The organism is Azospirillaceae bacterium (assembly GCA_028283825.1).
In the GTDB taxonomy this organism is placed as follows: domain Bacteria; phylum Pseudomonadota; class Alphaproteobacteria; order Azospirillales; family Azospirillaceae; genus Nitrospirillum.
The window spans coordinates 551778-577004 of the sequence record JAPWJW010000004.1 but is presented as its reverse complement, the minus strand read 5'-3'; the positions used below and the strand labels follow the sequence as shown (position 1 = coordinate 577004).

The window sequence follows — 25227 nt, the reverse complement described above, 5'->3', positions numbered from 1 at the left end:
GCGGGTGGTGGACCTGCCCGCCGCCACCGGCCCGGTTCCCGCCCTCTATGCCGCGCCGCCGGGCCGGCCGCGCGGCGTGCTGGTCATGCTGACGGGCGGGGACGGTGACATCGGCATCCAGGCGGATGGCAGCCTGCGGCATCCCGACAACTTCCTGATCCGCACCCGCGACCTGTGGCTGGCCCATGGCTATGCCGTGTTGATTCCCGACGCGCCGGGCGGCGACAACCTGCGGGGTGCGCGCAGCACGACCGCCTTCGCCACCTGGGTCGCGAGCTTGGCGTCCTTCGCGCATGCCCAATCCTCGGCACCGGTCTTCCTGGTCGGCACCAGCCAGGGTTCCATCGCCGCGATGAATGGGGCCGCCCACGTCGATGGCCTGGCGGGCGTGGTGTTGACCGAATCCGTCAGCCGCCTGGGCGGCAGCCATGAGACGGTGTTCGATGCCGACCCCGCCGCCGTCCGCATCCCCGCCCTGGTGGTCGCCAACCGCGACGACCGCTGCCGGGTAGCCCCGCCGGAGGACGCGCCCCGCATCGCCACCGCGCTGTCCAACACGCCCGACGTGCGCGTGCTGACCGTCAATGGCGGGGAACAGCGATCCCGCGACGACTGCGGGTCGCTGACGCCCCACGGTTATTACGGAATCGAAATCAAGGTGATCGATGGAATCGTTGCTTGGCTCGACGTGCACGGCGAACGTCCGATTGGGCCGTGAAGTTCAGGGTATCTGGAAACAAATTGCGGCCCATCGCATACTTCAAGAAACCCACCCCATCGCCGGGCCCGCGACATGAAAACCGTCAGCATAAGCGATGCCAAGACCCACCTGTCGCGCCTCGCCCAGGAGGCGTCGCAGGGTGAACCATTCATCATCACCAGGCACGGGACTCCCCTGGCGATGGTGGTGCCTCTTTCGGCACCGGCCACCAAGCCACAGCGCCGCCTGGGTTTTCTGATGGATGCGTTTAGAGCGGAACGCGATCAGGTGGAATCACCTGATCGTGTAAATCCGCTCTATCATGAACAGGTTACGAGCAAGATGCGATCACGGGTGATCGCATCTTGCTCTAAGGTGCCCGACGGCTTCGACGCCTTGGGCCAGGCGGAGATAATCGCGCTGTTCGAGGGGGACGACTGCGCCCAGCCCCCCTCGGGCTGACGGCGCTTACGCCCCGCCCGCCAGACCGTTCAGCTTGGCGTACTGCAGCAGCATGACGGTCTTGGCGTCCACGATCTCGCCGCGGGTGATCATGGCCATGGCCTCATCCAGGGTGGGCTCCAGGACCTCGATGTCCTCGCCCTCCTCCACCAGGCCGCCACCGGCGCCGATGCGATCCCCGGTGCTGTAGGGCGCGACGAAGAAGGTCAGGCGTTCGGTGACGGAACCGGGGCTCATGTAGCATTCAAACACTTTGCGGGCGGCACCGATGCGACAGCCGGCCTCCTCCTCCGCCTCATGGCGGATGGTTTCCTCCGGCGTGTTGTCGTCCAGCAATCCCGCCACCGCCTCGATCAGGGGGGCGTCGTGGCCGGCCGCGTAAACCGCGAAGCGGAACTGGCGGATCAGCAGCACGGTGCCGCGCGCGGGATCGTAGGGCAGGATGACGGCGCCATGGCCCCGGTCGTAAATCTCCCGCGTCAGGGTCTGCCATTCCCCATCCTGGCGGTGGTAGTCGAACGTCACACTGCGCAGGACGGACCATTCGTTGGACAGGATGCGATCCTCACGGACAAGGACGCGGTCTTTCATCGAGCCATTCATGGATGCGGGCACTTCCGATACCGGGGAGGGATGTCAGATCGAAGCTGACAGGCCATTGTGGCCCGAAAAAGGTCGGCAACGCATCAGCTTAGCGCGCATGGGCGCCGCCTGTCCCAGGTCGGGCCCGTGACCAATCTGGATCAGCCGCCGCACACGCCTGCCAGCGCGCGGTCCAACGCCCAGGCGTCCAGCGTGCCCATGGGCAGTTGGTGACGGTAGAAATAATCGTTCACCGCCGCCGCGATTTCCCCCCGGCAGGTCTTGCGCGCCCGCATCGGCGCCACGCCGGCCAGGGCCGCCATCATCGTCTTCTGGATGGCGTCCAGCTGCGGCCGGACGTCATGCACCAGATCCACCGGTTCATGCCGCGGCACGGCGGCACCGCGCGACCAGTCGGCCAGCAGCCCGTACTGCACCATCTTGTTGGCCTCGATCTGGGCGCGGACCACGCCGGCCACCCAGAGGCGTTCCAGACCCATGGCCTCCCCTTGCGAAATGGCGGCCATGATGACCACCGCCTCGCGCCCGCCATCCTCCACCGGGGCGCCGCTGTCCCACTTCGACAGGGCCACGGTATGGGCCAGCGTCAGGCGGTCGGCCGACGCCTCGACCAGGGCCTTGAGGCTTTCGGCGAAGTCGGCACCGGCCCGGGCCGGCCGCGGCAGGGCCATGGCGGCGGCCAGAAAACCGGCCAAGACCAGCAGGCGGCAGAACGGAAAAAGGGACGGGCGCGGCATCAGGCTTGGTCCATTCCGGTTAGGCAACGAACGGTGCGGGGCGGCGACGGGCGGCGGCGGTCGTTGAACGCGTCGGTCATGGGCACCCTGGCGCTGGTGGCGGCGGTCAACACTTGCGCGGGATGGCCTTGGAAACAAGCGGAAATCCCGGCGCCCCCCCGCCACCTGGTCCATTTTGTCGCACCAGACGTCGAAAAAGCCGCCCGGTAACCGGCCCACCGCCGTTCAAGGGTGTGGGCGATATGTGGGGAACGCATCGTCCGCCGACCGGATCCTTGGCCTGAAGGGGGCGCCCGATACGATGGTTTCGTCCGTCTCCTCCATGACGGTGACGCAGATCGCGTCCATGACGACCAGCGCCATCCAGGCGCTGACGGCGACGGACATCGCGGCGTTCAGCACCAGTCAGATCAGCGCGCTGACCACGGACGAGATCGAGGCGATGTCCGGCACGCAGCTGTCGGAACTGTCGACCAAGCAGATGGCCGGGCTGACCACCACGCAGATCGCGGTGCTGACCACCGGCCAGATCAGCTTCAGCGCCGCCCAGTTCCATGTCCTGCTGGCCGCCCAGATCGCCGCCTTCGGCGCGGACGAGATCGCGGCCATGACCACCACCCAGCTGCAGGGCATCACCACCACCGGCATCGCCGCCTTGACGGTGACCCAGCTGGCGGCCATGACCACGACCGAGGTCCAGTCGCTGACCACCAATCAGCTGCAGGCCATGACGGTGACGGACCTGGCGGCCCTGAGCGGCACGCAGTTCGCAGCCTTGACGACCAAGCAGGTGGCGGCCCTGACCGCCACCCAAATCAAGAGCTTGAGCGCCACCCAGATCCAGTCGCTGGCGGACACGCAGCTGGCCTCGCTGACGGCGGCGCAGATGGCGGCGCTGACCACCACCGAGATCGGCGAGCTTACCAACACCGAGGTCGCCGCCCTGACGGCCACCCAGGTCAAGGGCCTGACCAAGACGGAAATGACGGCCTTCAGCACGGGCCAGCTGGATGCGCTGACCACCACCCAGATGGCGGCCCTGACCACCACGGCCCTGTCCGGCCTGACCGCGACCGGAGTGGCCGGCCTTGAGGCCACCCAACTGGCGGCCCTGGCGGCCACGCAGATCGCGGCACTGACCGGCACCGCCGTCGCCGGCCTGACGACCACCGAAGTGGTGGCCCTGACCACCACCCAGGTCAAGGGCCTGACCAGCACCCAGATCAACTACCTGACCGACACCCAGCTGGGTGCCCTGACCGCGACCCAGGTGGGCGTGTTGAGCGCCGCCCAGATGAAGGGGTTGAGCTCCGCCGACATCGGGGCCCTGAGCCTGGACCAGGTGGCGGCCCTGAACGTCACCCAGATGGCGGGCCTGACCACCACCCAGGTCAAGGGCCTCACGACGACGGAGATAGCGGCCCTGACCACCACCCAGGTGGCGGGCCTGAGTGCGGCTGCCATCGGCGCCCTCAGCACGACGCAGCTGGGGGCCTTGAGCGCCGCCCAGGTGGGCGCCCTGAGCACCACCCAGATCAAGGGGCTGACCGCGGCCGAGGTCGCGGCATTGGGCACCGACCAGCTGGCCGTGCTGTCGGCGACGCAGATCGCGGCATTGACCACCACCCAGGCCAAGGCGCTGACGACGACGGAGACGGTGTCGCTCAGCACCGCGCAGGTGGCGGCGATGTCGGCGGCGCAACTGGGCGCCCTGACCCTGGCCAGCGCCGCGGCCCTGACCACCGACCAGCTGGCGGTGCTGACCACCACCCAGATCAAGGGTTTCACCTCCACCGAGATGGGGACCCTGACCACGACGCAGGTGGCGTCCTTGAGCGCCACCCAGGTGGGCGCCCTGACCGCCACCCAGATGAAGGGCCTGACCACCACCCAGCTGGCGGTGCTGGACGCGACCCAGGTGGGCGCCCTGACCGCCACGCCAGCTGGGCGCCCTGACCACCACCCAGATCAAGGGCCTGACGGCGACCGAGGTGGGTGAACTGACGGCGGCGCAACTGGCGGCCGTGACGTCCACCCAGCTGAACGCCTTCAGCACCACCCAGATCGGGGCGCTCAGCCCGACGCAGCTGGCCGGTCTGACCACCACCCAGATCAAGGGCATCTCGGCCGGCGACCTCGCGGCGCTGGACGCCGACCAGATGGACGCGCTGACCACCGCCCAGCTGGCGGCCCTGACCACCACCCAGGTCAAGGCCCTGACGGCAACCGAGATGGGTGAGCTGGAAACCACCCAGCTGGCGGCCCTGACGGCGACGCAGATGGGCGCCCTGTCGGTGTCGGGCATCGGCGGCCTGAGCACGACCGAGATCACCCAGCTGACCACCACCCAGGTGAAGGGAATCAACGTCACCGACCTGGCGGCCCTGACCACCGACCAGCTGGCGGCGCTGTCGGCCGACCAGGTGGCCAACCTGACCATCACCCAGATCCGGGGCCTGAGCACGACGGAACTGGCGTCCCTGTCCGATACCCAGCTGGACGCCCTGACCACCACGCAGATCGCGGCCCTGACCTCCACGGGTGCGGCCACACTGACCGCCACGGCGGTGGATGGGTTGAGCGTGGACCAGGTGGCGGCCCTGACCTCCACCGCCATCGCGGCGATGACCACCGACCAGATCGCGGTGCTGGACGCGACACAGATCGCCGCCATCTCCACCAAGGCCATGACCGGCTTCACCAAGACGGAACTGGCCGCCTTCTCCACCGACCAGCTGGACGCCTTCACCGCCACGCAGCTGGCGGCCCTGACCACCACCCAGATCAAAAACCTGTCGACCACGGCCATCGCGTCGCTGACGACGGCCCAGGTGGCCGGCCTCACCACCACCCAGGTGGCGGCCTTCACCACCACCGGCATCGGCGCCCTGACGGAAACGGAAATATCGGCCCTGGCCACCACCCAGGTGGCGGCCCTGACCACCACGTCCATCGTGGCCCTGGCCGACACCCAGCTGGCGGCCCTGACGGTGGACCAGATCGCGGCCCTGACCACCACCCAGGTCAAGGCCCTGACGGTGACCGAGGTGGCCGGGCTGTCGGACACCCAGCTGGACGCCTTGACCTCCACCCAGGTGGGTGCGTTGACCACCACGGCGCTGGGCGGCCTCAATGAGACCGACATCGCCACGCTGACGCCCGACCAGGTGGCCGGCCTGACCGCCAACGAGATCGCCTACCTGGCGGATACGCAGATCTACAGCCTGACCGCCAGCCAGATGGCGTCGCTGACCACCACCCAGATCAAGGGCCTGACCTCCACCGAGATGGGGGATTTGAGCACCGACCAGCTGTCGGCACTGACCACCACCCAGGTCGCGGCATTGACCACGGCCGCAATCATCGGCCTGACGGAAACCGATATCGACACCCTGTCGGCCGACCAGATGGCGGCCCTGACCACCACCCAGATGGGCGCCCTGACCACCACCGCCGTGGGCCAGCTGACCGAAACCGAGATCGGCGCCCTTTCCACCACCCAGATCGCGGGCCTCAACACCACCGGGATCGCCGCCCTGACCTTGACCCAGCTGGCCGCCGTCACCGCCAGCCAGATGGCGGCCTTGACCAGCACCCAGGTCAAGGCCCTGAGCGATACGGAGGTCGCGGCCCTGAGCGGCACGCAGTTGGCGGCCCTGACCACCACCCAGGTGGCCAGCCTGTCCGCCACCGGCGTCAGCGGCCTGACGGAAACCCAGCTGACAGCCCTCAGCACCACCCAGATGGCGGCCCTGACCAGTACGGAGATCGGGTCGCTCAGCACCACCCTGTTCGCGGCACTGACGGCAACCCAGATCACCGCCCTGACCACCACCCAGGTCAAGGGCTTGACCTCCACCCAGATCGGCACGCTGTCGGATACCCAGCTGGCGGCACTGACGGCGACGCAGATCGCGGCCCTGTCCAACACCGGCGTGGCCGGGCTGACGGGAACGGAAGCCGTCAACCTGTCCACCACCCAGTTCGCGGCCCTGTCCTCGTCAGAGATCGGCGCCCTGACCAGCACCGCCATCCCGTCGCTGACCACGGACCAGATCGCGGCCCTGACCACGGTGCAGATCACCGGCCTGACCTCCACCGCCGCCGGGGCGCTGACCACCACGCAGTTGGCGGCACTCAGCACCACCCAGTTGGCGGCCTTCACCACCACGGCCATCAACGGCCTGACGTCCACCGACGTCGCCGCCTTGTCGACCACACAGTTCAAGGGCCTGACCACCACGCAGATGGCGGCCCTGTCGTCCACCGCCATCACCGGCCTGACAACGACGGAGGTGGCGATGATGACCACCACCCAGTTGCGGGCCATGACCTCCACCCAGATCGCCAACCTGACCGCCACGGCGCTGGCGACGCTCAGCACCACCGACATCGCGGCATTGACCACCAGCCAGGTGAAGGCCATGACCGCGACGGAGGTGGGACAGCTGTCCACCGCCCAGCTGGCGGCCCTGACCAGCACCCAGGTGGGCGTGCTGACCACCACGGCGCTGGCCGGCCTGACGGCGGCGCAGATGCCGTCCCTGACGACCACGCAGCTGGGCGCCATGACCTCCACCCAGATCGCGGCGTTCAGCACCACCGGCGTGGCGGCGCTGACGACGACGGAGGTGTCGGCGCTGACCACCACCCAGATCCGGGGGCTGACCACGACCGAGCTGGGAGTGATGACCGCCGACCAGATCGCCGCCCTCAGCACCACGCAGCTGGCCAATTTGAGCGCCACGCAGTTCAAGGGCCTGATGGCGACGGAGGTCGCGGCCCTGACCACCACCCAGGTGCAGGCGCTGACCACCACGCAGATAGCGGCCTTCAGCACCACGGGCATCGCCGGGCTGACCGCCGACCAGGTGTCGCTGCTGACCACCACCCAGGTGGCCATCCTGACGCCCACCGAGATCGGCGCCCTGTCCACCACCGCCATCGCGGCATTCTCGGCCGCCGACCTGGACATCCTGACCACCACGCAGATCGCGGGCCTGACCGACACCGGCATCGCGGCATTGACCGGCACGCAATGGGGTGAGTTCACGACGACGCAGATCGCCAGCCTGTCCACCACCGCCATCGCCGCCATGACCGCCACGGCCGCGGCTGCCATGACCACCACCCAGCTGGCGGCATTGACGGCCACGCAATTCGCCAGCCTGTCCACCACCGGTATCGGGGCCCTGACAGCGACGGAGATCAGCCTGCTGACCACCACGCAGCTGACGGCCCTGAACCCGACGCAGATCAGCGTACTGTCCACCACGGCCATCGGCGCGCTGACGGCCACGGAACTGCAGGCCCTGAGCACCACGCAGATGCAGGCCCTGACCCGCGTGCAGCTGCGCGCCCTGTCCAGCAGCCAGATGGCCAGCCTCACGGGCACGCAGCTGGCGGCGCTGGGTACCGACCAGATCACCAACCTGACGGTGACGGAACTGGACGCCCTGACGGCCACCCAGTTCGCGTCCCTGAGTTCCACCCAGCTGGGGGCGCTGACCACCACGCAGCTGGGCTACCTCACCACCACCGAGGTCTCGGCCCTGACCGCCACGCAGCTGGGCGGCCTGACCACCACCCAGATCGCCTCGCTGGCCGATACCGAGATCGCCATGCTGACCACCGACCAGATCGACGCGCTGACCGCCACGCAGATCGACGCCTTCACCACCACCCAGCAGGCCGGCATGACGGCGACGCAGTTGGCGGCGCTGCAAGCGGCCGTGATGTAAGACCATGCCCGATGACCTGATGCCCATTTCGCCGGACATGGACCCCGGCACCCTGATCCAGACGGCGGAGGCGCTGCGCGCCGCCGGGGCCGCCCCCCAGGCCATGGGGCTGTACCAGCGCTGGATCGACGATCATCCCAACCATCCGCTGCTGTACGCCGTGCTGTTCAACCATAGCGTGGCGCTCAGCGATGCGGCGGGGGCCGACCGGCAGTTGCTGCTGGCCGCCGCCGGCTGCCTGGAACGGGCCATCGCCCTGAACGCCGACTTCATGCCGGCCCGCATCAATCTGGGCCGGGTGCTGGAACGGCTGGGGGCCGCCGGGCCGGCGGTGGCGCAATGGCAGACGGTGGTGGGTGCCCTGGCCGGTGTCACCGGCGGTACCCTCAGCCATAAGATCGCCGCCCTGAACCAGTCCGCCCGCCTGCTGGAAGCCAACAGCCAGGATGCCGCGGCGGAGGGCATGCTGCGCCAGAGCCTGGATTTGGACCGCGACCAGCCGGAGGCCATCCAGCACCTGCTGGCCCTGCGGCAGCGGCAGTGCGCCTGGCCGGTGGTGCAACCCTGGGATCGCATGGACCGCGCCCGCCTGATGGGCGGCATGTCGCCCCTGTCCATCGCCGTCCATACCGACGACCCCATGATGCACCTGGCCGTGGGCTGGCATTATAACCGGCATGAGGTGGGCCTGCCCGCCACCCCGCCCATCACCCGCCATTGGGCGGCGGTGGAGGCGCGCGCCGACGGCCCCTTGCGCGTGGGTTACCTGTCGTCCGACATGCGCGAGCACGCGGTGGGCCATTTGATGGCCGAGGTGTTCGGCCTGCACGACCCGTCGCAGGTCGAGGTACACGCCTATTATTGCGGGCCGGCCGCCAGCGATCCGCTGCATGATCGCTACAAGGCGTCCGCCCACCACTGGACCGATCTGACGGGCATGGACGACGCCACCGCCGCCCGGCGCATCGCCGACGACGGCATCCAGATCCTGGTGGACGTGAACGGCTATACCCGCGAGGCGCGGACCGGCGTGCTGGCCCTGCGACCAGCGCCGGTGATCGTGAACTGGCTGGGCTTCCCCGGCAGCATGGCCAGCCCCTACCACCACTACATCATCGCCGACGACTGGATCATCCCGAAGGATTTTGAGCGCTATTACACCGAAACCGTCCTGCGCCTGCCCTGCTACCAGCCCAACGACCGCCGGCGGGTGGTAGCGCCGACCCGGCCCACACGGGGCGACAACGGCCTGCCGGAAGACGGCGTGGTGTTCTGCTGTTTCAACGGCGCGCACAAGATCACCCAGCCTACCCTCGACCGCTGGCTGACCATCCTGGCCCGCGTGCCGGGCAGCGTGCTGTGGCTGCTGTCCAGCACCGAGGGCGCGCAAGCGCGGCTGCGTGCGACCGCCGCCGCCCGGGGCATCGCGGCGGAGCGGCTGGTGTTCGCCGACAAGCTGGCCAACCCCCACCATCTGGCGCGCTATCCCCTGGCCGACCTGTTCCTGGACACCAGCCCCTATGGCGCCCACACCACGGCATCGGACGCCCTGTGGATGGGCGTGCCGGTGCTGACCCTGGACGGCCGGGGCTTCGCCACCCGCGTCTGCGGCAGCCTGGTGCGCGCCGCGGGCCTGCCCGAACTGGTTTGCGCCACCCCGGCGGACTATGTGGACCGTGCCGTCGCCCTGGGCCGCGACGCCGCCCTGCGCCAGCACTACCGTGACCGGCTGGCGGCAGGGCGCGACAGTTGCACCCTGTTCGACATGCCGGGCCTGGTGTGCGCGCTGGAGGGCCTGTATCGGGGCATGTGGCAGGACCACCGCGATGGCCGCCTGCCCCAGCCCGACCTCACCAACCTGGATGTCTATTGGGAAGTGGGCACGGCCCAGGACCACGAGGCGGTGGAGGTGCAGGCCCTGTCCGACGCCGCCTACGCCGCCTGGTGGCAGGAGCCCCTGTCCCGCCGTCACGCCCACCGCCCCATTGCCGCCGATGGGCGGATATGGGAACCAACGACGGCGCCTGACCGTTCCTGAAGCGTCACCGCGGTGACACGCGGCACGAATTTTCAGGGGAGGACCCAAGGCCATGGACGACGTGATGATTGCCCGGCACAGCTGGGTGGTGACGTGTGATGGGGCCAAGCTGCTGGTGTTGCGCAACGACGGCGACGCCACCAACCTGAACCTGTCCGTCCAGCATGCCGAGACCCGGCCCAGCGCGCCCAGCCGCGAACTGGGCACCGCCCAGCCCGGCCGCGTGCAATTCGGCACCAACCGCAGCGCCACCGAGGAAACCAACTGGCAGGACCAGGCGGAGGCCGAGTTCCTGGCCCATGTCGCCCGGCACCTGGACACCATGGTGCAGAACGGCACGGTGGGCCGCATGGTGCTGGCCGCCCCACCGCGCGCCCTGGGCATTTTGCGCCAGCACCTGACCCCAGCCACCCGCGACATCATCGTGGCGGAGGTGGCCAAGGACCTGACCAACCTGCCGGTGGCCCAAATCCAGCAGGTGCTTGCGGCATGATATGCGTGGCATTTGATCTTGATAGATCAAATGCGCCCTCAAACGCCGGGCGCCGGCATCCGCCGGCTTGGGCTTCCTCGCTTTCCGGTCCGCTTCGCTTCCCGGAAAGCTCCGGCGGCCGCGGTCGCGGCCTACAGCGGCATGGGTCAAAGGGCCCATGCCGCTGGCATACCCATCCCTTTCGGTTGTCTTCCCCTGCGCGCCTTTGGCAGGATGCCCCGGCCACAAGCACCATGGGAGGGGATCGGGCATGAAGCGCATCGGCGCGTTGGAACTGGGCGGCACCAAGGCCATCGTGGGCGCCGCCCTGATGGACGGCACCACCCGCCCGCAGTCCATCGAGACCAGCCGCATTCCCACCACCACGCCGGAGGAGACGTTGGCCCGCTGCGCCGACGCCCTGCGTGGCTTGGGCGCACGCCTGGGCGGATTGGATGCCGTGGGCATCGCCAGCTTCGGCCCGCTGCAACTGGACCCCAGGCGCCCGGCCTATGGCTCCATCACCCGCACGCCCAAGGCGGGGTGGAGTGGCGCGCCGGTGCGCGATCACCTGGCCAACGCCCTGGGCGTGCCGGTCGGCATCGATACCGACGTCAACGGCGCGGCACTCGGCGAAGGGCGCTGGGGGGCGGCCCAGGGCCTGGACAGCCATGTCTATGTCACCGTCGGCACCGGCATCGGCGTCGGCCTGGTGGTGGGCGGCCGGCCACAGCACGGCCTGGTCCACCCCGAAGGCGGGCACCTGCTGGTGCGCCGTGACCCCACCCGCGACCCCTTCGCCGGTTGCTGCCCCTATCACGGCGATTGTCTGGAGGGCCTGGCCAGCGGCCCCGCCATCGAGGCGCGCGCCGGCCGGCCGGCGACCGACCTTGCCGACGACGACCCCGCCTGGGACCTGGTGGGCGATTACCTGGGCCAGATGGTGGCCAACATGCTGTTCGCCGTATCGCCCCAGCGCATCGTCATCGGCGGCGGTGTCGGCGGCCGGCCGGGGCTGTTGCAACGGGTACGGGCCCATGCCTACCGCCGCATCGGCAACTACATCGACCACCCGACCGTGGCCGATGGCCTGGACGCCTACGTCGTGGCCCCGGGCCTGGACGGCGATTCCGGCCTGGCCGGCGCGTTGGCCCTGGGGTGGGACGCATAGACGCAGGCGAACCCGGTGTGCCGCCCGCAACGACAATGGGCGAACGGCGTGCGAAGACAGCGTGTTAGGGTGCGGGCTCATCCATGCGCGCGTCACCCAGGCGCGCGTCACCCAGGACCACACCGCCATGCCCCTGCCCGGGATCGATTTGGCTGAGCAACCGGAAACGGTCGCCCAAGCCCTGCCGCCGTCGCAACAGATCGGTTTCCTGCGCACCCTGGGCCCGGGGCTGGTGACCGGGGCGGCGGATGACGACCCCAGCGGCATCGCGACATACAGCCAGGTGGGCGCCCAGTTCGGTTATACGCTGGGCTGGACCATGCTGTTCAGCTTCCCCCTGATGGCGGTCATCCAGGCGGTCGCCGCCCGCATCGGCTGCGTCACCGGCCGGGGCATCGCCTACAGCCTGCGGCGCCACTATTCCCCCTGGCTGCTGCGATCGGCCGTGTTGCTGCTGGTGGTCGCCAACGTCATCAATCTGGGGGCCGACCTGGGCGCCATGGGATCGGCGCTGGGCCTGCTGATCGGCGGGCCGCAGGCGGTCTACCCGCTGCTGTTCGGCATCGTCTGCGCGGCGCTGCAAATCCAGGTCAGCTACGCCCGCTACGCCGCCCTGCTGAAATGGGCCACCCTGTCCCTGTTCGCCTATGTGGCGGTGGTGTTCATCGCCGGCGTGTCGTGGAAGGACGCGGCGGTCGCCACCCTGGTGCCCCACCTGACCTTCGACGGCGCCCACGCCACCGCCCTGGTGGCCGTGCTGGGTACCACCATCAGCCCCTACCTGTTCTTCTGGCAGGCCGGGCAGGAGGTGGAGGAACTGCACCGCCGCCATGTCAGGGCGCTGCGCATGGATCCCAAGACGGCGGGGCCGGAACTGGCCCGCATCCGCCTGGACACCATGGTCGGCATGGGCGTGTCCAACGTGGTGGCGCTGTGCATCATCCTGGCCACGGCCGCCACCTTGAACGCCCACGGCATAACCGACATCCAGACATCCGCCCAGGCGGCGGAGGCCCTGCGGCCCGTGGCGGGGCCCTTCGCCTTCGCCCTGTTCGCCGCCGGCATCATCGCCACCGGCCTGCTGGCCGTGCCGGTCCTGGCCGGATCGGCCGCCTACGGCGTCAGTGAACTGTTCGGCTGGGCGGAAGGGCTGGACCGGCGCCCGCGCGAGGCCCGCAACTTCTACGCCACCATCGCGCTGGCCACCCTGGGCGGGGCCGCCCTGACCTTCACCGGCCTGGACCCGGTTAAGGCGCTGTATTGGAGTGCGGTGGTCAATGGCGTGCTGGCCGCACCCCTGATGGCGGTGATGATGGTCATCGCCAGCAACCCCCGAATCATGGGCCGCCTGACCCTGCCGCGTGGCATGAAAATCGCCGGGTGGCTGGCAGCGCTGGCGATGGCCCTGGCGACGGTGGGCTTCTTCGTCCTGTAGTGCGCTCAGCCGTTGGTCTGGGCCAGGACGAATTCCGGCAGACGCGCGCCCTGGATGCTGATCCGGGCGGCGGCCGCGTCGATGGATGTGAGATCCTCGACCGTCAGCACGACATCGGCCGCGCCCAGGTTTTCTTCCAGCCGATGCAGCTTGGTCGTGCCGGGGATGGGCACGATCCAGGGCCTCTTGGCCATCAGCCAAGCCAGGGCGATCTGCGCCGGCGTGGCGTTCCGGCCCTCGGCGATCACCTTCAGCAGATCCACCATCGCCATGTTGGCCGCCCGCGCCTCGGCCGCGAAGCGGGGGGAGATGGCGCGGAAATCGCCGGGGGCCAGTTCCGTCGTCGTGTCGATCTTCCCGGTCAGGAAGCCGGCGCCCAGCGGGCTGAACGGCACGAAGCCGATGCCCAGTTCCTCGCACAGGGCCAGCACGCCGTTCTGTTCAACGTCCCGCGTCCACAGCGAATATTCGTTCTGAAGGGCCGCCACGGGCTGTACCGCGTGCGCCGCGCGGATGGAGGCGAGGCTGGCCTCCGACAACCCGAAATGCTTGACCTTGCCCTGCGCGATCAGGTCCTTCACCGCCCCGGCGACGTCGGCCATGGGCACGGCGGGATCGACACGGTGCTGGTACAGCAGGTCGATGCGGTCGGTCGCCAGGCGCTTCAGCATCGCCTCGACCACGGCGCGGATGTGATCGGGACGGCTGTTCAGGCCACCGGTCCGGGCGCCCGTCGCCATGTCGATATCGAAACCGAACTTGGTGGCGATCACCACCTGGTCGCGGAACGGCGCGACCGCCGCCCCCACCAGCGTCTCATTGGCGAACGGGCCATAGGCCTCCGCCGTGTCGAACAGGGTCACACCCCGGTCGAAGGCGGCCTGGATGACCCGGATGGCCTCGGGCGTCGGTGTGGCGGGACCATACGCCGCCGACAGGCCCATGCAGCCATAACCCAAGGCGGAAACCTCAAGGCCGCTGGTGCCTAAAACGCGCTTTTCCATATCGATGCTCCTGGCGGTCGCGAACACCGGTGCGCCCGGCGTCCTCGTCTGCCGTGGAAGATAGTCCTGGCCCGATCCTGTAATTAGACGCCATAATCGCGATGACGTATTTAGACAGGCTAACAAATGGCACAGCATTTTGATGAGCTGGCCGCCTTCGCCACCGTCGCCAAGGAGCGGAGCTTCACCCGCGCCGGTGCCAAGCTCGGCGTTTCCCCCTCCGCACTCAGCCAGACGATCAAGGGGCTGGAGGGGCGGTTGGGCATTCGCCTTCTGGCCAGAACCACCCGCAGCGTCGCGCCGACAGAAGCGGGAGAACGCCTGTTGCGGACGATCGCGCCCCGCTTTGAGGAAATAGAACAGGCGCTGGCCGAGCTGAGCGACATGCAGGAGCGGCCGGCCGGCACCATCCGCATCACGGCGGCCGAGCACCCGGTGCAGACAGTGTTGCAGCCGGGCCTTGCCAAGCTGTTGCCGATGTACCCGGACATCCGGGTGGAGATCGTGGTCGACTATGGCCTGGTCGATATCGTCGCCGAGGGCTTCGACGCCGGTGTCCGGTTGGGTGAGCAGGTGGCCAAGGACATGATCGCGCTCCGCATCGGTCCGGACTTGCGGGTGGCCGTCGTCGGGGCCCCCGCCTATTTCGCCAGGCATCGGCGGCCGCTGGTGCCACAGGACCTTACCGACCACAACTGCATCAACGTGCGCCTGCCCACATATGGCGGCCTGTTCCCGTGGGAGTTCGAGAAGGACGGCCGCGAACTGAAGGTGCGCGTCAACGGACAGTTGGTGCTCAACAACATGGTGCCGCGGCTGGACTCCGTGCTGCAAGGGCTGGGCTTGGCCTATATGCCGGAGGACATGGTGGCGCCCCACCTCGCCTCCGGCGACCTGATCCGCGTCCTGGAGGATTGGTGTCCGCCGTTCCCGGGCCATCATCTGTATTATCCAAGCCGGCGCCATCCCTCCCCGGCGTTCGCCCTGTTGGTGGAGGCCCTGCGCTTCCAGGACCGGTGAGCATCGCCAACAGTTAACCAAATCACAGCCTTGATCCATCTCAGGGTGGACAAAGGGGCCGAAGAATAGGATGGTGGGCAGCATATCCTTTTGGTTGCCATAACATCGCATATAGGATCATAAAAGTAGCATCATGGTGTCCCAAGCCCTTTCCACCCTGACGGCATCGCTGGCCGCCCCGCTGAGGTCGCTGGGCCTTGGCCGGGCCCGCCGCGCGCCGCGCGGGTGGGTTTGGCTGCTGTTGGTGGCGGTGCTGCTGCGCGGGCTGATTCCCGTCGGCTATATGATCAACACCGATGGCGGGCCCGCCCCCTTCATGCTGTGCCCCGACGTGCATGACGGGCTGGAGCGGATGCCGGGCATGGCATCCGTGGAAGCGCCGGCATCCCCGGGGCACTTTGAGTCCCTGCATCAACGGATGCACCATCATCATCCCGGTGCCGCCGGCGACATGGACCATAGGGCCATGTCCGGCACACCCACCGGCGATATGCCCATGGATGGCGACCCGCACCGCATGGGTGCCCTGGACCATATGGGCCCCTGCGCCTTCGCGGCATTGGCGGCCCTGGTCGTGCCCCTGCTGCTGCTGGTCCTGGCCCTGCCCACACGGCAACGCCAACGCCAGACCTGGCGTCCCACGGCCGACCGGCGCCATCGGCACCTGCGCCTGCCCGGCACGCCCGGCGCCCGCGCCCCGCCGCTGGCCGCCTGAGCCCCGGGCCCTCTCATTTCCTGACGCCGCCGGCACCGCCGGCCGCACCCGGGCATCCCCTGGATGACCGCCGCTCCACCCCACGTGGAAACGGCAACCCCTGTCCCGCGCGGACTCCCTGACCGGCATGGCCGGCAGCGACGACCGTCGCCCTGAAGGATCGCCTTCAATGTTTGCCCGTAAAAATGCCGCGCGGCGCCTGTCCACGGCCGCCATCGCGCTTACCGCCGCCACCCTGGCCACCACCGCCCTGGCCGGTCCCGAAGACGCCGGCGCCGATGGCGTCGACAGTGTGACCGTCACCGCCGACCGCCCCGCCCACACGCCACAGACGACGGAAAGCGTCACCGCCAAGACGGTGGCGGAAACCATCAACGTCATCGATACCGAGGACGCGCTGAAGTACCTGCCCAGCCTGTTCCTGCGCAAACGCAACATGGGCGATACCCAGGCCGTGCTGGCCACCCGGACCTGGGGGGTGAATTCCAGTGCCCGCAGCCTGGTCTATGCCGACGACAGCCTGATCTCCGCCCTCATCTCCAACAACAACACGACCGGTGCCCCGCGCTGGGGCCTGGTGGCACCGGAGGAAATCGCGCGGGTGGATGTGCTGTACGGCCCCTATTCGGCCGCATACCCCGGCAATTCCATGGGCGGCGTGGTGCGCATCACCACCCGGGAACCCGACCATCTGGAAGCCACCGCCAAGCAGACGGAGGCGGTGCAGACCTTCAACATGTACGGCACGCACAAGGACCTGGTGAGTTCCCAGACCAGCGCCAGCGTGGGCGACCGCATCGGCGGCTTCACCTGGTTCCTGGCCGCCAACTACCTGAACAGCGACAGCCAGCCCCTGTCCATCGTCACCAACGCCAAGGCGCCGGCCGGCACCAGCGGCACCATCCTGGCGCTGAACAAGACGGGTGCGGTGGCCGACGTGGTGGGCGCCAGCGGCCTGCTGCACAGCCAGATGACCAACGCCAAGCTGAAGCTGGGTTATGACTTCGCCGACGGCCTGCACGCGACCTACACCCTGGGCTATTGGCAGAACGATACGACGTCGGGGGTGCAGACCTACCTGACCGACACCTCAGGCACCCCCACCTTTGCGGGACTTTCCGGCTTCGCCAGCGGCAAGTACACGCTGTGGGAGGCGCACCTGGCGCAAAGCCTGACCCTGAAGACCGATACCGGCGGCACGTGGGAGGGTGAGGTGGTGGCCACCCACTACGACTACCTGGACGACATCCAGCGCACACCCACCGGGGTCAGTGCCACCGGCACGGGCTTCAGCACCGCCGGCCGCATCGCCCGCCTGGACGGCACCAACTGGTCCACCCTGGATGCCAAGGGCCTGTGGCGGGCGGGCAACTGGCTGGGCGGCAACCACACGGTCAGCGCCGGCGTGCACGGCGACGAATACGAACTGGTGAACCCCACCTACAGCACCGCCACCTGGGGCACCGGCAGCGACCAGGGCCAAAGCCTGTATTCCAGCGGCCGGGGCAAGACCCAGACCCTGGCCCTGTGGGCGGAGGACGCCTGGGCGCTGCTGCCGGACTGGACCCTGACCCTGGGCGGCCGGCTGGAGCATTGGCGGGCCTTCGACGGCTACAACTACAGCGGCACGACGGGGGTGAACCAGGCGGGCGCCGACGCCACCCGCTTCTCGCCCAAGGCGTCATTGGCCTGGGCGGCGGCGTCCGACCTGACGGTCACCGCCTCGTTCGGGGAGGCCTACCGCTTCCCCACGGTGTCGGAGCTGTACCAGCTGGTGCAGACCGGCACGACCTACACCAGCCCCAACGCCAACCTGAAGCCGGAACGGGTGTTGAGCGGTGAGCTGGCGGTGGAGCAGAGCTTCCAGGACGGCCATGTGCGCCTGTCGCTGTTCCAGGAGAACACGCACGACGCCATGATCTCGCAGACCGCCTTCCTGACCGGCGCCACGCCCGTCACCTACGTCGTGAACGTGGATGAGGTGCGCAACCGCGGCGTGGAACTGGCGGCCAGCCGCGACAACGTGCTGGTGAAAGGGCTGGAGCTGTCGGGCAGCGTCACCTATGTCGACAGCACCATCCTGTCAGACCCCAATTTCGCCAGCACCACCGGCACCAGTGCCAACGGCAAGCACGTGCCCTATGTGCCGGACTGGCGCGTCACCCTGGCGGCCACATACCGCCCGGATGAGCAATGGGCCTTCACCGTCGCCGGGCGCTACAGCGGCAAGCAGTATTCGACCTTGGACAACACAGACAGCGTATCCAAGGTGTTCGGCGCCTTTGACAGCTTCCTGGTCGCCGACGTGCACATCAACTACAAGGTGCTGGACAATTTGACGCTGGACCTGGGCGTCGACAACATCAACGATGAAAAGTACTTCCTCTACCACCCCTTCCCGGGGCGGACCTTCTTCGGCGGCCTGAAGGTGTCGTTGTGACGCCCGGTCATTGCCCCCATCCTCCGGCATATCCAAAAGCAAAAAGGACCAAGCCCATGACCTCGCGCCTCATCACCGCCACCGCCGCCTTCGCCCTGGCGCTGGGCATCGCCGGCACCGCCGCCGCCCACGCCCACCTGAAGCGTTCCGTGCCCACGGCCAGCGGCACGGTGGCCGGCTCCGCCCAGGTGGAGGCCTGGTTCACCGAGGATCTGGAGCCCAAGTTCAGCACCATCACCGTCACGGGCCCGGGGCCAAACGGCAAGAAGGTGGACAAGGGCGACACCCACACCGACCCGTCTGACGCCAAGCACCTGCTGGTCAGCATCAACGGTGCCGCGCCCGGTACCTACACCGTCGACTGGGCCGTCACCTCGGTCGACACCCACAAGTCCCAGGGCAGCTTCACTTTCGAGGTGCAGAAGTAAGCCCGCGCCTGTTTGATCCGTTCCCATGAGCACGCTTGAAACCAGCCTGGCCATCGCCCGGGCGCTGCACCTCACCCTGTCCCTGCTGACCTGGGGCCTGCCGGCCTTCGCCGCCCTGGTGGTGGCGAAAGCGCAGGACGCATCCGGGTTGATCGACAGCCTGCGCCGCTGGACACGGTGGGCGGCGGCGGGCGCCCTGGTGATGGGCCTGGTCTGGTTCGCCGCGCAAGCGGCGGTGTTCGTGGGCGACGGAACGCCGGCCGCCGTGCTGGGGGCGTTGGCCCCCACGGCGGCCACGCGCTATGGCCACGTGCTGTTGCCCCGGCTGATCCTGCTGGCCGGGGTGGCGGCGCTGGGCGGGCGCATGCAGCCGGCGGCGCTGGCGACCCTGACCGGCCTGGATCTCGCCCTGCATGCCGCCGTCGGCCATGTCGCCGTCACCTTCGATGCCGCCAGCCTGCCGGGCCTGGTGGCGGAAGGTCTTGCACCTGCTGGCGGCCGGCGCCTGGCTGGGTGGCATGGCGGGCCTGCTGCTGGCCTTGCGCCATCCAAGGCTGGCGGCGGATTTGTCCGTCCGTTTCTCTCCCCTGGGCGCCACCTGCGTCACGCTGCTGGCGGCCACGGCCCTGCTGAACGGCGTAAGCCTGATCGGCACCCTGGCGGGGCTGATCGGCACCACCTACGGCCATCTGGCCATCGCCAAGCTGGTCCTGTTCGGCCTGATGCTGGGCTGCGCCGCGCTGAACCGCTGGTACATCAGCCCCGGCCTGGCGCGCGGCACCGTCACCCTGGCCACCCTGCGCCTGAGCGTGCTGGTGGAACTGGCCCTGGGCACCACCGTGGTGGCGCTGGCCGCCTGGCTGGCCTCCATCGTGCCGGGGGTGCACGACCAGCCGATGTGGCCCTTCGGCCGCAAGCTCAGCGGCGAAATCCTGACCGATCCCGATTACGGCCCCATGGCCTGGCACGCGTTGGCATTCACCGCCGCCGGTGTCGTCGCCCTGGCGCTGGCCGTCGTGCCGCCCTGGCCGGGTGCCTGGCGCCGCCGCCTGCTGGCCTGGCGCCTGCCAGCCCTGGCGCTCGCCGGCGCCGGTTTCTGGTACGGCGTGCCGGACCTGGACCTGCTGACGGTGGAGGCCTACCCCACCAGTTTCTGGTCATCGCCCACCGGCTTCACCGCCGCCTCGGTGGCGCAAGGGGCATCCCTGTTCCCCACACATTGCGCCCGCTGTCATGGCGCCGGCGGGGCGGGCGATGGGCCGGATGCCGCCAACCTCAGCATCCCCCCGGCCGACCTGACCGCCCATCACCTGCTGGACCACAGCGCGGGCGACATCTTCTGGTGGCTGAGCCACGGCATGCCCGATCCCGACGGCAATCCCGTGATGCCGCCCTTTGAGACCCAGCTGTCGGAAGACGACCGCTGGTCCCTGATCGACTACATCCACACCCTGAACAGCGGCACCACGGTGGCGGCGGCCGGCGGCGTGTGGAGTTGGGGCATGCCCGCACCCGAACTGGACGTCAGCTGCCCCGCCGGCCCCCTGGCCAAGGCCGGCAGCCTGGCCGACCTGGCGGGCCACCCGCTGCTGCTGGCCATCGGTTACACCGACGTGGCGCCGGACGCGCTGGCCGCCGTGGCCAAGGCCGGCATCGTGCCCGTGCTGGTGTCGACCGACCCGGACCATCCGGCCCCCGAAACCGCCTGCGGCGCCACCGCACCGGAGGCGGCCATCGCCTACCGGACCATCAGCGGCGCACCTTCGGGCCCCCTGCTGGTGCTGGTGGATGGCCAGGGCGCGCTACGCACCGCCTGGCAAGGGCCGTTCCCGGCGGACGCGGACGCCGTGACCAAGTTGGCGGCACAGGCCGCCGACGCCGCACGCCACCCCTTCCCGGCAAGCGGCGGGCACCATCATCACTGAAGCGCGGGGTTGATCAGCTTCATCTCGACATGCCGGGTCGCGGGCGGCGCGGTGGGGGACGCAGGTGCCCCAGGGGCTGATCCCACGGGTGTTGGCCCCGCCGGAGGTTGAGACGGCGGCGGGGTCAGCAGTTGCCCCGCCGGGGTATAGGCCTGGAATTGGCCACCGGAGATGGCCGACAGCACCCGGTCGCGGATGGCCGCCGGCGTGCACAGCGCCTGATGATCGACGATCACCTCGACCGCCCCCTCGAATGTCCAGATCGACGGGTCGTTGTCGGGCAGGACCGCCGCCTTGTGCCCCGCCAGCACCTTCATGACCATGCCGCTGACGACATTGATGTTGTCACTGCCGAACAGGAAGTTGCGGGTGTACAGATCGACGCCGTTGTAGGCCGTGGCGGTGAACAGGGCCGCGGCCGCCGCGGCATCGGAATTGGCAGAGCTGGAAATCGCCAGCACGCCCGAGGCCAGGGTGCCCAGCACCGTCACCACGTCCTTGCCCACCTCCAGCCATTTCTGGTTCTCGCCGGCGTGCAGGAAAAAGGTGGCGCAATAGCTGTCGGTCAGGGCGATGCCCTCCACCGCCATGCGCCGCGCGCTTCGGGACGCCGGCGCGTCGCTGGACAATGGCATGGCCCCGCCGTTGATGATGGCCAGCTGGTCATCGAAGGCCCGCTTGTAGGCCAGTTCGAACGCGTAGATCTGGCCGGTGGCGCCACTGCCCACCGCCGTCAGCGCGTAGTTCCTGTCCTTCAGGGAGACCGGTCCCTGCGGGTCCAGCGTATGGCTGGCGCCATCGAACCCGTTGTGCAGGCCCGAACACCCTGTCAGACCGGCGCCCACCGAACAGGCGATCGCCAATACAGCCCCCAGTTTCATTCTTTTTCCCCGGCAAGAACGGATTGCAACCCATGTTTGCAATTTTCCCGCCGGGTGTCACTTCCTGAAAATGGACAAAGTGAGAAATGCGCCACAGACCACGCAGCTGGTGAGTTGCAGGGCCGGGGGTCAGGCGCCCGTGTCGGGGCGCAGGCCCAGGTCACCGCCCACGGCCGCCAATGCGGCGACGGCGCAGGCCTCATCATTGTCGGAGGTGTCGCCGGTGACACCGACCGCACCCACAATGTGCCCTTGCGAGTCGCGGATCAACACACCACCCGGCACCGGCACCAGCTTGCCGTCGGCCAGTTCGATGGCGGCGGTGAAGAAGGCCGGCATCTTGGCGGCGCGCTGCGCCAATTCACGGCCGCCGAAGCCCAAACCCAGGGCGCCCCAGGCTTTGCCCGTCGCAATCTGTGGGCGCAGCAGGCTGGAACCGTCATCACGGGCCAGGGCCACCACGTGGCCGCCGGCGTCCAGGACGGCGGCGGTCAAGGGCGCCAACTGACGTGACCGCCCCTCGGCCAGGATGGATTCCACCAGTTTCAGCGCCACGGCGCAGGTCAGAACTGTCATGGCAGGCAATCTCCCGTCTGTTTTTCGACCCCGCCCGACCAGTTGACGACCCCGGCGCGGGTCCTGTCAACTGCCTGTCGCCGGGCCACCAGATGTCTGTCCAGGGTACATCGCATTGGGCGAAGCCAATGTCGTTACCCATCCGAAATGGTTAGGTTTCCGGCAGTCGCCCTCACCCGGAAGTTGCTTTGTTCGCATATTCACCCAGGAAACTTTGCGATCATTATTACTTTCCACGGAATCTTCTATTCCGATTGGCCGATGTCAAAATGTCGCATCCCCAACCCAGAGTCGTGTCCCGTACGCTTTAACCAAGAGCAAGATGGGCATCAGGGAAAATCACCACGAAGCGACCCAGTGGCGTATCGAAACGATAAACTGGGAGACTTCATATGGGCTTTTGGGGCTATACGCGGAGAACCGCGTGTAAACGGCACCGTATACGCACCATTACTGCGTTTTCATTATTGGCCAGCACGGCGCTGGTCACGTCCGCCATTGCGGCCGAAGCCCCTGCCGACGCGGACAGCAGCCTGACCGAAATCGTTGTCACGGGTAGCCGCCGTGTCGACCGGTCGGTGGCTGACAGTCCTTCACCCGTGGATGTATTCACACCGGAAGATCTTGAGCGCCAGGCCGGCAGCGATACCCAGGACTTGATCCGCACGCTGGTCCCCTCTTTCAACGTCGGTCATTTCTCCAGCGATGACGGTTCGGGCATTGTGCGCCCCCCCACCCTGCGCGGCCTGCCGCCCGATGAGACGCTGGTGCTGGTCAACGGCAAGCGTTTCCACCGTTCGGCCCTGGTGCAGATCGCGGGTGACGCGCAAACCGCCGGCTCGCAAGGGTCGGACCTCAACCAGATCCCGTCCATCGCCATCAAGCAGGTGGAGGTGCTGCGCGACGGCGCCTCGGCCCAATACGGTTCCGACGCCATCGCCGGCGTCATGAACTTCACCCTCAAGGACGCCTCGGACGGCGGCAGCATCATCGCGCAGTGGGGCCAGGATTATGCCGGCGACGGCGGCACCGCCCATATCCAGGTCAATTCCGGCCTGCCCTTGGGCGACCGAGGTTTCGTCAACATCAGCGCCGAGTACCAGAAGAACGACCCCACCGACCGCGGGGTGGAGCGCAGCGACGTCACCGCCCTGAAGGCGTCGGGTTACGACCCCGGCCCCGGCGGCTATCCCACCCCCAACCAGCGCTGGGGCGACAACGCGGTGGAGGCGGAACGCCTGTTCATCAACAGCGGCATCGACCTGACCGACAATTCCAAGGTCTACCTGTTCGGCAATTTCGGCCACAGCAACACCAAGGAAAGCTTCTATTATCGCGATCCGAAATCCAGCTGGCTGGGCACCAACTTCACGCTGGACGACGGCAGCAACTTCTCCTGGGCCCAGGTCTACCCCGGCGGCTACCACCCCTGGTTCTACGGCGACATCCTGGATAGCAGCATCACCGGCGGCTACAAGACGACGCTGAAGTCCGGCCTGATCGTCGATGCCAGCGCGTCCTACGGCCGGGACGAGGTGCGCTACAACCTGACCAACACCGTCAACCCGTCACTGGGCCCCAGCAGCCCCACGCAGTTCTACGTGGGCACGCAGACCCAGGAGGAAACCAACCTCAACCTGGACCTGACCTACCCGGTCCACCTGGACTGGCTGGCCAGCCCCCTGACCCTGGCCGGTGGTGCGGAATACCGGCGCGAGGTCTACACCATCACCGCCGGCGACGCGGCATCCTACGAGTCCGGGCCTTATTCCGCCTATGTGCCGGTGGGGTCGAACGGCATGCCGGGCTTCACGGCCACCGACGCCGGGCAGTTCCCCCGCAGCAACTACGCCTTTTATGCCGACGCCGAAGCCGACGTGATCAAGGACCTGAGCCTGGGCTTCGCGCTGCGGTACGAGGATTACAGCGACTTCGGCAACACCACCAACTGGAAGGTCAACGGCCGCTATCAGCTGACCGACTGGCTGGCCGTGCGTTCCTCCGTCAACACCGGCTTCCACGCGCCCACGCCGGGCCAGGAAAACGTGGAGAAGGTGACCACCGTCTTCCAGGACGGCAACCCGGTGGAGCAGGGCACCTATCCGGTGGGCAGCGCCATCGCCCGTTATTACGGGTCCAAGGCGCTGAAGCCGGAGACCTCGTTCAACATCGCCGGCGGCCTGGTGTTCGACCTGCCCTACAAGGTCAACCTGACCGTCGATTACTTCAACATCAAGGTTAAGGACCGCATCGGCATCACCAGCACCTACGCGGTGTCGGCGGCCGACATCGCCGCACAGCCGGCCCTGGCGGCGGTGGGCGTGGGCGGCGAGGTCAACTACTTCGCCAACGGTTTCGACACCCGCACCCAGGGTGTGGACATCGTCGCCAACAAGACCTTCGACCTGGGCGACGACCGGGGCACGTTCCACGCCACGGCAGCGATGAACATCAACCACACCGTCGTCACCAAGTATGACTCCGCCGTCATCGGCGTGGGCCAGATCCAGGATCTGCAGAACGAAAGCCCGCACTACCGCGCCATCCTGACCGGCGTGTGGGACATCGGAAAGTTCAGCTTCCTGGGCCGCGCCAGCTATTACGGCGCCTGGGAGGACAATGTCAGCATCTGCGGCACCACCTGCCTGGGCCAGAACTTCGACCCCGCCTGGATCTTCGACGCCGAGGTCTCATACAAGGTGCTGGAGAACCTGACCGCCACCGTCGGCGGCCAGAACCTGGGCGACAAGTACCCCGCCAAGATCCGCAGCGAATTCGGCACCCTGGGCGTTGGCCAACAGTACTCCTTCAGCAGCCCCTACGGTTATGACGGCGGCTACTATTACGTGCGCCTGAAGTACGACTTCTAAGCCTTCTCC

Annotated in this window: 19 protein-coding genes; 14 read left to right on the top strand and 5 right to left on the bottom strand. The window is 68.2% G+C overall.

The features are described from left to right. The first annotated feature begins 4 nt into the window (after positions 1-4). Positions 5-718, top strand: coding sequence for an alpha/beta hydrolase (locus tag PW843_26730; GenBank protein MDE1150166.1), 714 nt, complete (start codon positions 5-7; stop codon positions 716-718). A gap of 75 nt (positions 719-793) precedes the next feature. Then, positions 794-1162, top strand: coding sequence for a type II toxin-antitoxin system prevent-host-death family antitoxin (locus PW843_26725; GenBank protein ID MDE1150165.1), 369 nt, complete (start codon positions 794-796; stop codon positions 1160-1162). A 6-nt stretch (positions 1163-1168) separates the two neighbouring features. Here PW843_26725 and PW843_26720 read toward each other — a convergent pair whose 3' ends face one another. Both PW843_26720 and aroQ read right to left on the bottom strand, forming a co-directional pair. Continuing rightward, positions 1169-1753 carry an NUDIX domain-containing protein gene (locus tag PW843_26720; GenBank protein MDE1150164.1) on the bottom strand — a complete coding sequence of 195 codons (585 nt, stop codon included), beginning with the start codon at positions 1751-1753 and terminating at the stop codon, positions 1169-1171. 152 nt (positions 1754-1905) lie between these two features. After that, positions 1906-2502, bottom strand: coding sequence for a gamma subclass chorismate mutase AroQ (gene aroQ / locus PW843_26715; protein MDE1150163.1), 597 nt, complete (start codon positions 2500-2502; stop codon positions 1906-1908). A gap of 301 nt (positions 2503-2803) precedes the next feature. On the opposite strand from aroQ, the gene PW843_26710 reads away from it, so the two are divergent. The 6 genes from PW843_26710 (at position 2804) to PW843_26685 (ending at position 13359) form a co-directional block, all read left to right on the top strand. Continuing rightward, positions 2804-4501, top strand: a complete 1698-nt coding sequence (locus PW843_26710) for a hypothetical protein (GenBank protein MDE1150162.1) — start codon at positions 2804-2806, stop codon at positions 4499-4501. Beyond that, the gene (locus PW843_26705; GenBank protein ID MDE1150161.1) at positions 4494-8243 is read left to right on the top strand and encodes a heme utilization protein; all 3750 of its coding nucleotides are present in this window, start codon (positions 4494-4496) and stop codon (positions 8241-8243) included. Before PW843_26710 ends, PW843_26705 begins: the two co-directional genes overlap by 8 nt. 4 nt (positions 8244-8247) lie before the next feature. Beyond that, positions 8248-10281: an O-linked N-acetylglucosamine transferase gene (locus PW843_26700; GenBank protein MDE1150160.1), complete on the top strand. Its 2034-nt coding sequence runs from the start codon at positions 8248-8250 to the stop codon at positions 10279-10281. Positions 10282-10333: 52 nt separating this feature from the next. Then, on the top strand, positions 10334-10774 hold the full coding sequence (locus PW843_26695) for a host attachment family protein (protein ID MDE1150159.1): 441 nt from the start codon (positions 10334-10336) through the stop codon (positions 10772-10774). 250 nt (positions 10775-11024) lie between these two features. Next, on the top strand, positions 11025-11924 hold the full coding sequence (locus PW843_26690) for an ROK family protein (GenBank protein ID MDE1150158.1): 900 nt from the start codon (positions 11025-11027) through the stop codon (positions 11922-11924). Between the two features lie 127 nt (positions 11925-12051). Continuing rightward, a complete protein-coding gene (locus PW843_26685; protein ID MDE1150157.1) occupies positions 12052-13359 on the top strand; it encodes a divalent metal cation transporter in 1308 nt (435 codons plus the stop codon). A 5-nt stretch (positions 13360-13364) separates the two neighbouring features. Here PW843_26685 and PW843_26680 read toward each other — a convergent pair whose 3' ends face one another. Continuing rightward, positions 13365-14363, bottom strand: a complete 999-nt coding sequence (locus PW843_26680; GenBank protein MDE1150156.1) for an aldo/keto reductase — start codon at positions 14361-14363, stop codon at positions 13365-13367. Between the two features lie 126 nt (positions 14364-14489). Between PW843_26680 and PW843_26675 the strand changes: the two genes are divergently transcribed. From PW843_26675 to PW843_26655, 5 genes are all read left to right on the top strand, one after another. Then, the gene (locus tag PW843_26675) at positions 14490-15383 is read left to right on the top strand and encodes a LysR family transcriptional regulator (GenBank protein MDE1150155.1); all 894 of its coding nucleotides are present in this window, start codon (positions 14490-14492) and stop codon (positions 15381-15383) included. Positions 15384-15516: 133 nt separating this feature from the next. After that, positions 15517-16098: a hypothetical protein gene (locus PW843_26670; GenBank protein MDE1150154.1), complete on the top strand. Its 582-nt coding sequence runs from the start codon at positions 15517-15519 to the stop codon at positions 16096-16098. Between the two features lie 169 nt (positions 16099-16267). Then, entirely contained in the window at positions 16268-18538 is a 2271-nt protein-coding gene (locus PW843_26665) for a TonB-dependent receptor (protein MDE1150153.1), read from the top strand. A 56-nt stretch (positions 18539-18594) separates the two neighbouring features. Beyond that, positions 18595-18966: a copper resistance protein CopC gene (locus PW843_26660; GenBank protein MDE1150152.1), complete on the top strand. Its 372-nt coding sequence runs from the start codon at positions 18595-18597 to the stop codon at positions 18964-18966. Between the two features lie 482 nt (positions 18967-19448). After that, on the top strand, positions 19449-20891 hold the full coding sequence (locus PW843_26655; GenBank protein MDE1150151.1) for a CopD family protein: 1443 nt from the start codon (positions 19449-19451) through the stop codon (positions 20889-20891). Here the strand turns inward: PW843_26655 and PW843_26650 are convergent. Both PW843_26650 and PW843_26645 read right to left on the bottom strand, forming a co-directional pair. Beyond that, positions 20885-21772, bottom strand: a complete 888-nt coding sequence (locus PW843_26650; GenBank protein MDE1150150.1) for a hypothetical protein — start codon at positions 21770-21772, stop codon at positions 20885-20887. The two genes, PW843_26655 and PW843_26650, sit on opposite strands and share 7 nt — an antisense overlap. Positions 21773-21901: 129 nt before the next feature. Next, on the bottom strand, positions 21902-22348 hold the full coding sequence (locus tag PW843_26645; protein MDE1150149.1) for a heme-binding protein: 447 nt from the start codon (positions 22346-22348) through the stop codon (positions 21902-21904). Between the two features lie 467 nt (positions 22349-22815). Here PW843_26645 and PW843_26640 point away from each other — a divergent pair, with 467 nt between their 5' ends. Next, on the top strand, positions 22816-25218 hold the full coding sequence (locus PW843_26640) for a TonB-dependent receptor (protein MDE1150148.1): 2403 nt from the start codon (positions 22816-22818) through the stop codon (positions 25216-25218). The last annotated feature ends 9 nt before the right edge of the window (positions 25219-25227 follow it).

What these genes read in the sequence shown, in the direction of transcription:
- PW843_26710 (MDE1150162.1), top strand. Translation starts at nt 2,804, where the DNA reads ATGGTTTCGTCCGTCTCCTCCATGACGGTGACGCAGATCGCGTCCATG.
- PW843_26690 (MDE1150158.1), top strand. Translation starts at nt 11,025, where the DNA reads ATGAAGCGCATCGGCGCGTTGGAACTGGGCGGCACCAAGGCCATCGTG.
- PW843_26665 (MDE1150153.1), top strand. Translation starts at nt 16,268, where the DNA reads ATGTTTGCCCGTAAAAATGCCGCGCGGCGCCTGTCCACGGCCGCCATC.
- PW843_26720 (MDE1150164.1), bottom strand. Translation starts at nt 1,753, where the DNA reads ATGAAAGACCGCGTCCTTGTCCGTGAGGATCGCATCCTGTCCAACGAA.
- PW843_26700 (MDE1150160.1), top strand. Translation starts at nt 8,248, where the DNA reads ATGCCCGATGACCTGATGCCCATTTCGCCGGACATGGACCCCGGCACC.
- PW843_26725 (MDE1150165.1), top strand. Translation starts at nt 794, where the DNA reads ATGAAAACCGTCAGCATAAGCGATGCCAAGACCCACCTGTCGCGCCTC.
- PW843_26675 (MDE1150155.1), top strand. Translation starts at nt 14,490, where the DNA reads ATGGCACAGCATTTTGATGAGCTGGCCGCCTTCGCCACCGTCGCCAAG.
- PW843_26645 (MDE1150149.1), bottom strand. Translation starts at nt 22,348, where the DNA reads ATGACAGTTCTGACCTGCGCCGTGGCGCTGAAACTGGTGGAATCCATC.
- PW843_26680 (MDE1150156.1), bottom strand. Translation starts at nt 14,363, where the DNA reads ATGGAAAAGCGCGTTTTAGGCACCAGCGGCCTTGAGGTTTCCGCCTTG.
- PW843_26660 (MDE1150152.1), top strand. Translation starts at nt 18,595, where the DNA reads ATGACCTCGCGCCTCATCACCGCCACCGCCGCCTTCGCCCTGGCGCTG.
- PW843_26695 (MDE1150159.1), top strand. Translation starts at nt 10,334, where the DNA reads ATGGACGACGTGATGATTGCCCGGCACAGCTGGGTGGTGACGTGTGAT.
- aroQ (MDE1150163.1), bottom strand. Translation starts at nt 2,502, where the DNA reads ATGCCGCGCCCGTCCCTTTTTCCGTTCTGCCGCCTGCTGGTCTTGGCC.
- PW843_26685 (MDE1150157.1), top strand. Translation starts at nt 12,052, where the DNA reads ATGCCCCTGCCCGGGATCGATTTGGCTGAGCAACCGGAAACGGTCGCC.
- PW843_26670 (MDE1150154.1), top strand. Translation starts at nt 15,517, where the DNA reads ATGGTGTCCCAAGCCCTTTCCACCCTGACGGCATCGCTGGCCGCCCCG.
- PW843_26650 (MDE1150150.1), bottom strand. Translation starts at nt 21,772, where the DNA reads ATGAAACTGGGGGCTGTATTGGCGATCGCCTGTTCGGTGGGCGCCGGT.